Origin of the sequence: Kitasatospora sp. NPDC059571, assembly GCF_042735675.1 — a bacterium.
GTDB lineage: Bacteria > Actinomycetota > Actinomycetes > Streptomycetales > Streptomycetaceae > Kitasatospora.
Window position 1 is genome coordinate 2877 of sequence record NZ_JBHWBW010000261.1, and the last position, 7679, is coordinate 10555.

Here is a 7679-nt window from a genome sequence, read left to right on the forward strand (position 1 = left end):
CCACCCCAACGCCGCCCCCGGGCACCACGCCGCCATCACCGCGCAGCCGGCCGACCTCATCCCGCACGGCCCCACGGGCATCGCCGGCCGGGGGGCGGCCGCGCCCGCCACCGCACGCCCCGCCTGGACCGGGGCGGAGCGCTTCCGGGCGCCCCGCCGGCCGTCCTGGCGGAGCAGTCCCTGAACCGCAGTCCCCGAGGAGTCGACGTGGACCGCACGGACCGCTCCGTGATCGACCGCACCAGAACCTGCCTGGAGCTGCACCGCGAGAGCTGGGGCAGCGAGCTCGACCCCGACGCGGGCGCCCGCGCGGCCTGGCACCTCCACAAGGCGACCGAGCAACTGCTGACGCTGACGGAGGAGTTGCTGGAGGCAGAGCGCCCGAACGGGTGGGCCGGGCCGGTTCGCCCGGGTGCGGCAGCCCATGGACCGAAGAGTCAGAACAGCTAAGGGAGGGACCCGATGACCCAGTTCCTGGAACGCCTGAAAACCTTCGGCGACGCCGAGGCGATCGTCTTCAACGGCACGCCCACCAGCTATGCGCAGCTGGTCGAGCGCACCGCCGACTGGCAGGCCTACCTGACCGACCGCGGCGTGGGCGCCGGCCAGGTGGTCGTGGTGGAGGGCGCCAGCAGCGTCGAGGCCTGCGCCGCACTGCTCGCCCTGGTCGAGCTGGCGGCGGTGGTCGTCCCGCTCACCCCGCTGCCCGCGGCGAAGCGGGCCGAGTTCCACGAGATCGCCGAGGTGGAGGCGGTCGTGGTGATCGCGCCGGACGGCTCCCGGGAGTTCGAGCGCACCGGCCGCGCGGCCGGCCACGAGCTGTACCGGACGCTGCGCGACGCCGGCGTCCCCGGCCTGGTGCTGTTCAGCTCGGGCACCACCGGGCGCTCCAAGGCCACCGTGCTGGACTTCTCCCGGGTCCTGGCCAAGTACGGCGCACCCACCCGGGCGGCCCGCACCCTGGCCTTCCTCAACCTGGACCACATCGGCGGCATCAACACCCTGCTGCACACCCTCAGCCAGGGCGGCGCGGTGATCACCGTCGCCGAGCGCACCGCCGAGACGGTCTGCGCGGCCGTCGCCGCACACCGCGTCCAGGTGCTGCCCACCACCCCGACCTTCCTCAACATGCTGCTGATCTCCGGCGCGTACCGGCGCCACGACATCGGCTCGCTGAAGCTGATCACCTACGGCACCGAGCCGATGCCGCTCGGCACCCTGCAGAGCCTCAAGAAGGCCCTGCCGCAGGTGCGGTTCAAGCAGACCTACGGCCTGTCGGAGCTGGGCATCATGCCCACCAAGTCCAAGAGCGACGACAGCCTCTGGGTCAAGCTCGGCGGGGACGGCTTCGACCACCGGATCGTGGACGGCATCCTGTGGATCCGCTCCGACATGGCGATGCTCGGCTACCTCAACGCCCCGGCGCCGTTCGACGCGGACGGCTACTTCAACACCCAGGACGCGGTGGAGATCGACGGCGACTACGTACGCATCCTGGGCCGCAAGTCGGAGATCATCAACGTCGCGGGCGAGAAGGTGTACCCCAGCGAGGTCGAGAACGTCCTGCTGGAGATCCCCAACATCGCCGAGGCCACCGTCTCCGGCCGGGCCAGCCACGTGACCGGCATGGTGGTCAGGGCGACCGTCAAGCTGGTCGAGCCGGCCGAGCGGGCCGACGTCGTCCGCGCCGTGCGCGAGCACTGCGCCCGCCGGCTGGAGGCCTACAAGGTCCCGGTCGTGGTGGAGATCTCCGAGGCCGACCAGCACTCCGACCGGTTCAAGAAGATCCGGAGCGCCGCGTGAGCGCGGACCCGGCGGGCGAGGGCGCGGCCGCGGTGCACCGGGTCGCAGTGGTCAGCGGCGGCAGCCGCGGGCTCGGCCGGACCCTGGTCGAGCGGCTGCTGGCCGACGGCTGGCGGGTCGCCACCTTCAGCCGCCGCGCCAACGAGTTCACCGCGGCGACCGCCGAGGCCCACCCGGAGGACTTCCACTGGGCGCCGGCCGACCTCGGCGAGCCGGAGAGCATGCGGGTCTTCGCCCGCAACGTCGGCCGCCGCTTCGGCCGGGTGGACCTGCTGGTCAACAACGCCGGCGTGCTCCACCAGGAACTGCTGCTGACCACCCCGTCCAAGCAGATCGACTCGCTCATCACCGAGAACCTCACCTCGCCGATCCAGCTCACCCAGGCCTGCGCCCGGCTGATGACCCGGCACGGCGGGGGCAACATCATCAACATCTCGTCCATCAACGCCATCCGCGGCTACCGCGGGGTCTCGGTCTACGCCGCGGCCAAGGCCGGACTGGACGGCTTCAGCCGCAGCCTGGCGCGCGAGCTCGGCGCGTTCAACATCCGGGTGAACTCGATCGTCCCCGGCTTCTTCGACAGCGACATGACCGCGGACGTCACCGACCGCAACCGGGAGAAGATCCAGCACCGCACCCCCCTCGGCCGTCTCGGCACGGTCGACGAGATCGCCGACGCGATCCTCTTCCTCACCTCCGCCCGAGCGCACTTCGTGACCGGGCAGTCCCTAGTCATCGACGGAGGCATCACATGCTGAACCAGACGCAGATCCGCGAGCTGATCGACCGTGAGATCCGGACCCTCCTGCTCGACCCCGACAACGAGGCCGCGGCCGCCGAGGACAGCGAGGACCTGATAGAGCTCGGCCTCAACTCGCTCACCCTGGCCCAGCTGCTGATCGAACTGGAGATGGAGCTCGGGGTGGACCCGTTCGCGGACGGCGTCTCCATCACCGACATGCGCACCGTCAGCGACCTGGTGCAGGCCTACACCGCGGCACTGGCCGGCGAGCCGGTGCCTGCGCCGACCGGGGTCTGACCCGGTGGCCGCCGACCAGCAGCTGCTGCTGCACTCCATCGACGACTACCTCGGCCCCGGCGAGACCCGGTTCTTCTCCCGCGGCTACCAGCGGGCCGGGTACGGCGTGCACGGCCTCACCGCCACCCCGGCCGGCGCCGCCGACCCGGGCGTGCGCGGCCTGCTCGACCTGGACTACCCGGCCGACTGGTCGCGCAAGAAGGACGGCACCGACCTGCGGCCGCACCTCAGCACGGTCGACGCGCTGGTGCTGGGCGTCCAGCTCGCCGAACTCCACCTGGCGCACGCCTACGGGCTGAGCCCGGCCGACCGCCGCACCGTACGGCTGGCCAAGGTGGTGCTGCGGGCCGGCACCGCGCCCCAGGAGGACCTGCTCGGCGTGCCGGTCTCCGCCCGGCTGCGCACCACCGAACCGGCCGGCGACCGGTACCGCTCGGTCCACGAGTGCGCCGTCGGCAACCTGCGGGTGCGCGTCGAGACCGAGCACCCGATCGTCTCCCGGACGGCCGCCGAGGCCCGCTTCGGCAGCCTCGCCGAGGCCCTCGGCCCCGGCGAACCCCGCTTCTACGGCGAGGGGTTCAAGTTCAGACGGCACGAGATCACCGACGTCGCGGTGGACGGTGCGGAGCACGCGGCCACGGCCGCCGTCCGCTTCACCCGCACGGACGGCGCGCCCGACCCGGACGAGGGCATCGCGGCCGGCGGCCGCCCGGCGGTCAGTCTGATCGACTGCTTCGTCGTCAACCTCCAGCTGGCGCAGGTGCTGATGTACGAGCTCGACGGACTCAGCCGCGCCGAGAGCAACACCCTCTGGATGACGCAGACCGTGCTGACCGCCCCGGAGGAGGGGACCGAGGCCGAACTCGTCGAGGGCCTGCCGCTCGCCACCGGCGTCGCCCTGACCGGCAAGCGCCTGCTGCCGCTGCGCGGCGGCGTGTGGCGCAGCGTCGAACTCCGCGGCGGCATGGCCGGCATCGGCATGCACTGCGCCTTCGCCCACGAGCTGCCCGCCCGCGTCGCCGCCACCGCGCGCTGACCCACCACACGACAAGGAAGCACTCCCATGCGCATCTCCATCTCCGGCACCTACTCCGCCGGGAAGACCTCCACCGCGATCGCCCTGTCGCACCTGACCGGCATCCCCCGCTCCCCCGCCAAGACCATCCGCGAGATCATGCCGGACGCCGTCCCGGGCAAGGCGCTCACCGAGGTCACCCCCGCCGAGTACGTCCAGCTCGCCGTGCGCCGCCACGTCGGCCGCGCCGTCAACGAGGCCCTGCTGGGCGACAGCTTCATAGCCGACGGCTCGTCCCTCCAGGAGTGGATCTACGCCGCCGTGCGCGTCGAGTTCGGCATGGACCCGGGCGCCGCACCGGACGGGTACGTGCCCGAGGCGACCCCCGAGATGGCCTTCTTCGAGCAGGTCACCGCCCAGCTCGGCCACTACTTCAAGCAGCACGTGCGGTCGTCGTTCGACGGCTTCGTGCACCTCAGCAACGAGCTGAAGCTCTCCGCCGACGGCCACCGGCCGATGAACGAGCGCTTCCGCGCCACCTGCGACGCCATGCTGCTCGCAGCCCTCGACGAGCTGGAGATCCCGTACTTCATGGTCTCCGGCACCCCCCGCGAGCGGCTGGAGAAGATCGTCGCCCACTTCGACCTGCCGACCGTGTGCGACGTGGACGAGGCGATCGCCCGCGCCCAGGCCGAGTACGCGCAGATCGACTGGCGGCTGGAGCAGGAGCGCTCCAAGGCCAACGCCGCCTGAGCCCCACCTGACACGCAACCCCCGAAGGGACCCACCTGCCATGTCTCTCACCCAGAAGGGGGCCGCCGGTAGCCCGGGGACCGGGGCGTCCGCCGCCCCGGCCCCCGCGGCCGACGCCGCCCCGTACGCCAAGCGCTGGCTGATGCTGCCGGTGATCCTGGCGGCCATGTTCATGGCGCAGTTCGACCTCTACGTGGTCAACGTCGCCGCGCCGTCGCTGGAGCACGACCTGCACGCCGGCCAGGCCGCACTCGAACTCATCGTCGCCGGCTACGCGTTCACCTACGCCAGCGGTCTGATCACCGGCGGCCGGCTCGGCGACCTGTACGGGTCCCGGGCGGTCTTCCTCACCGGCACGGTCGCCTTCACCATCGCCTCGGTGCTGTGCGGCATCGCGCAGACGCCGGGCGAGCTGGTGGCCGCCCGGCTCGTCCAGGGCCTGACCGGTGCCGCCATGGTGCCGCAGGTGCTCGCGCTGATCACCGCGACCTTCCCGCCCGCGGAGCGGGCCAAGGCACTGTCCTGGTTCGGCGTCACGGTCGGCGTCGGCGCGGTCGCCGGGCAGGTGCTCGGCGGTGCGCTGCTGCAGGCGGACGTGGCGGGTCTCGGCTGGCGGGTGATCTTCCTGGTCAACCTGCCGATCGGCCTGGTCATGCTGGGCTTCGCCCTGCGGCTGCTGCCGAGGCGCAAGCCCACCGCACGGCCTGCGCTCGACCCGGTCGGCGCCGTCGGCGTCCCGGTCAGCCTGGCGCTGGCCCTGGTGCCGCTCATCCTCGGCCGGATCCAGGGCTGGCCGGCCTGGACCTGGGTCAGCCTGATCGCCTCGGTGCCCGCGATGGTCCTGACCCTGCTGTGGGAGCGCCGCCTGGCGGCGCGCGGCGGCCAGCCGCTGCTCAACCTGTCACTCTTCGCCGACCGGGCGTTCAGCCGCGGCCTGGTGGTCAGCATCGCGACCTTCGCCGGGTTCTTCAGCTTCATGTTCACGCTGACCCTGGTGCTCCAGTCGGGCCTCGGCCTGAAGCCGCTGGAGGCCGGGTTCACCTTCACCCCGCTCGGCCTGGCCTTCTCCGGCGCGTCCATCGCCTCGCAGCGGATCACCGCCAAGTACGGCAGCCGCATGATCACCACCGGTGGCTCGATCGCCGCGGTCGGCTTCGTCGCCCTGCTGATCGTGCTCGGCGCCTCCGGCGACCACACCAGCCCGGCCCGGCTGATCGGCCCGATGGTGCTGATCGGCCTCGGCAACGGCCTGGCCGTGCCGGCCCTGGTCGGCTCGGTGCTCGCCGGGGTCCGCCCGCAGCAGGCCGGCGCCGCGGCCGGTGTGCTCACCACGGCCCAGCAGTTCGCGAGCGCCGCCGGCGTCGCCGCGATCGGCTCGGTCTTCTTCGGGGCGCTCGGCACCCCGCACGGCGTCGGCTCCTACGCCTCCGCCTTCTCCTGGGTGGGCGTCATCGACCTGGTGCTGGTGCTGATCGCCGCCGCCGTCAGCCTGTCCCTGCCCCGTCCCGCCCGCGCCGCCAAGTGACCACGACCGGGCACCGGGGGGGGGGGGGGGGGGGGGCGCCCCCCCCCCCCCCCGCGCGGGGGGGGGGCGCGGCGCCCCGGCGCCGGGGGCGCGCCCCCCCCCCGCGCGCGCGCGCTCGCGCGCGCCCCCCCCCCCGGGGGGGGGGGCCCCCCCCCCCCCCCCCCCCGACCACGACCGAGAGAGGACGCGGCATGACCGCCGTTCCGCAGGGGACCTCCCCCGAGGTCCGCAAGCAGAAGATCGCCCTGCTCTTCGAGCACATCATCACCAAGGGCGAGCTGGAGCTCGCGGACGACCTCTTCCACGAGGACTTCCACTGGCCGCAGTTCGACCTGCACGGCCCCGAGGGCGTGCGCAGCTGGGTCCGGGCCTTCCTGACCGCCTTCCCGGACATGAGCGACCTCGTCCAGGAGCAGTGGGCCGAGGGCGACACCGTGATCACCCGCGTGGAGTGCATCGGCACCCAGCTCGGCCCGTTCCGCGGGCTGCCGCCGAGCGGCAAGCAGGCCACGTTCACCGCCATCGGCATCGACCACTTCGTGGGCGAGAAGGTCATCTCCCGCTCGGCGCACTTCGACATCGCCGACCTGATGCGCCAGCTGGGCCACACCACGCTCGAAGTGCCGCCGCTCAACCGGCCCTGACCGACCCCGCCCCCGGGGGGGCCCGCCCCCCCCCCCCCCCCCCGGGGGGGGCCCCCCCCCCCCCCCCCCCCCCCCCGGGGGGGCCGGACACCCGCGCCCGTCCCCACGGAGCCCCGCTCAGGAGAGAAGGCATGAAGCCGCCGCCATTCGCCTACTGCCGGCCGGACACGGCCGAGGAAGCCGTCCACCGGCTCGCCGAGTACGGCCCCGACGCCCGCGTCCTCGCCGGCGGCCAGAGCCTGCTCCCTCTGCTGAACCGCCGGCTGGTGCGCCCCACCGCACTGGTCGACATCGGCCGGCTGGCCCCGCTGCGCGGGACCGGACGGCAGGACGGCGCCCTGCGGATCGGCGCCCTCACCACCCACGCCGACCTGGAGCGGACCGCCGACCCGGGGATCCTGGCCGGCCTGCCCGTCCTGCCGGAGACCGCCCGGCTGATCGGCCACCTCCCGGTCCGCGTCCGCGGCACCGTCGGCGGCAGCCTGGCCCACGCCGACCCGGCCGCCGAGTGGTGCCTGCTCGCCGTCCTGCTCGACGCGGAACTCGACTCACTCGGGCCGTCCGGTCAACGGGTCATCTCCGCAGGGGAGTTCTTCACCGGGACGCACCGCACCGCGCTCGCCGTGGGCGAGCTGCTCACCGCGATCCGCTTCCCCCGCCCCGCCCCCGCCCCCACCGCCGCCGTCGCCGAGTACGGGGTCCAGCGGGGCAGCCTCCCGCTGGTCGCCGCGGGCGCCGAGCTCGTCCTCGGCCCGGACGGCCGGATCACCGCCGCTCGGATCGCACTCGGCGGCGTCGCGGACCGCCCGGGCCGCGCGGGGGGGGGGCGCGCGCGCGCGCCCGCGGGGGGGCCCCCCCCCCCCCCCCGCCGCCCCAGCCCCCCCCCCGCGGCGCCGCGGC

10 protein-coding genes are annotated in these 7679 nt (G+C 73.9%); all 10 read left to right on the forward strand.

The genetic code is table 11. The features are described 5' to 3' along the window. The coding region (locus ACFV0G_RS25120) for a hypothetical protein (RefSeq protein ID WP_380552115.1) at nucleotides 1-184 on the forward strand (184 nt) is incomplete at its 5' end. A 23-nt stretch (nucleotides 185-207) separates the two neighbouring features. Next, nucleotides 208-450, forward strand: a complete 243-nt coding sequence (locus tag ACFV0G_RS25125; protein WP_380552118.1) for a hypothetical protein — start codon at nucleotides 208-210, stop codon at nucleotides 448-450. A 12-nt stretch (nucleotides 451-462) separates the two neighbouring features. Continuing rightward, nucleotides 463-1803 carry a fatty acid--CoA ligase family protein gene (locus ACFV0G_RS25130; RefSeq protein WP_380552121.1) on the forward strand — a complete coding sequence of 447 codons (1341 nt, stop codon included), beginning with the start codon at nucleotides 463-465 and terminating at the stop codon, nucleotides 1801-1803. Further along, complete coding sequence (locus ACFV0G_RS25135; protein ID WP_380552124.1) at nucleotides 1800-2561, forward strand: SDR family NAD(P)-dependent oxidoreductase; 762 nt, start codon at nucleotides 1800-1802, stop codon at nucleotides 2559-2561. The genes ACFV0G_RS25130 and ACFV0G_RS25135 overlap by 4 nt, the downstream gene beginning before the upstream one ends. Beyond that, nucleotides 2555-2842, forward strand: a complete 288-nt coding sequence (locus ACFV0G_RS25140) for a phosphopantetheine-binding protein (protein WP_380552127.1) — start codon at nucleotides 2555-2557, stop codon at nucleotides 2840-2842. Before ACFV0G_RS25135 ends, ACFV0G_RS25140 begins: the two co-directional genes overlap by 7 nt. 4 nt (nucleotides 2843-2846) lie before the next feature. Then, the gene (locus tag ACFV0G_RS25145; protein ID WP_380552130.1) at nucleotides 2847-3878 is read left to right on the forward strand and encodes an AvrD family protein; all 1032 of its coding nucleotides are present in this window, start codon (nucleotides 2847-2849) and stop codon (nucleotides 3876-3878) included. A 27-nt stretch (nucleotides 3879-3905) separates the two neighbouring features. Next, entirely contained in the window at nucleotides 3906-4610 is a 705-nt protein-coding gene (locus ACFV0G_RS25150) for an AAA family ATPase (RefSeq protein WP_380552133.1), read from the forward strand. 40 nt (nucleotides 4611-4650) lie between these two features. After that, nucleotides 4651-6135 (forward strand): MFS transporter, encoded by a 1485-nt coding sequence (locus ACFV0G_RS25155; RefSeq protein ID WP_380552136.1) that lies wholly within the window; start codon nucleotides 4651-4653, stop codon nucleotides 6133-6135. 191 nt (nucleotides 6136-6326) lie between these two features. After that, complete coding sequence (locus tag ACFV0G_RS25160) at nucleotides 6327-6779, forward strand: ester cyclase (protein ID WP_380552139.1); 453 nt, start codon at nucleotides 6327-6329, stop codon at nucleotides 6777-6779. A 131-nt stretch (nucleotides 6780-6910) separates the two neighbouring features. Next, on the forward strand, nucleotides 6911-7679 hold a 769-nt coding region (locus ACFV0G_RS25165), incomplete at its 3' end, for an FAD binding domain-containing protein (protein ID WP_380552142.1).